Raw genomic sequence first — 957 nt, 5'->3', positions numbered from 1 at the left:
CTTGGTGTTCGTCATGGTTCTAGTGTACGGGCTCCCCGTACAGGTGTCAACTCTACCCGTACACTTTTCTCGGGAGAATTTTCTGTACGGGTTGGGTTGACAGACGTACGGGCTACCCGTACAGTGGTGGGCATGACGACGAACACGGACATCAAGCAGATCACCGACCAGCTCCTGGCCCTGGTCGCCGGCCAGGACAGCGCCATCGAGCGGGCCCGCACCGCCACCGAGGTCCTGGAGGCGCTCGGCACCAAGGGCGAGCTGCAGGCCGCGCTGACGGCCGCCCGCCAGGACGCGGTCCTGGAGATGCGCGACAAGGACAACGCCAGCCACGGCGACGTCGCCAAGGCCCTGGGCATCTCCCGCTCCCGCGCCCAGCAGATCGCCGAGGGCCGCTCCAAGGGCACCACCAAGCCGCGCACCCGCTCGGTCACCACCACCAGCTACGGCTCCTTCTACAACCACGCCAAGGCCCTCAACCCCGAGTCCTACGTCGCCGATGCGCTGACCGAGTACGGCGACGACTACGACGTCGACGGCCTGGTGGCCGCCTTCCGCGAGGCCATCGACGCCCAGCTGCCCGACGGCGTGGTCCTGGCCGGCGATGAGTTCCTCGGCCCCGCCTACGCCGCCGACCGCGACTGGGACCCCGCCCTCAACGACGAAGACGGCCACCTGGACATCGCCACCCTGGTCGAGAAGGTCGACTTCTGGGCGCTGGCCGCCAAGTTCGACAAGACCGGCGCCTGACCCCGCGCACGCCGCGGCTCCCGCTCCTGCAGGAGTCGGGGGCCGCTCGCATGTCGGGAGTGATCTTGTTCGGGGCCCGTGCGAACGATCTTGTTCGGACACCCGGTGATGATCTTGGTACGTCATCCGGTACGTGAACCCGGTGACGTACCACCGCGAACGATCTTGTTCGGCGTGTCGGTTTGCGATCTTGTTCCGGGATCCCGG

The 957-nt window shown here is 67.3% G+C and carries 1 protein-coding gene; it reads left to right on the top strand.

The annotated features are described in order from the left end of the window. Nucleotides 1-132: 132 nt before the first annotated feature. Nucleotides 133-750, top strand: a complete 618-nt coding sequence (locus ABD140_RS39875) for a hypothetical protein (RefSeq protein WP_344248269.1) — start codon at nucleotides 133-135, stop codon at nucleotides 748-750. Nucleotides 751-957 lie beyond the last annotated feature (207 nt).

Source organism: Actinocorallia libanotica, assembly GCF_039525175.1.
Classification (GTDB): Bacteria; Actinomycetota; Actinomycetes; order Streptosporangiales; family Streptosporangiaceae; genus Actinocorallia; species Actinocorallia libanotica.
The sequence above is the reverse complement of the archived record's forward strand: the minus strand, read 5'-3'. Positions and strand labels throughout refer to the sequence as shown.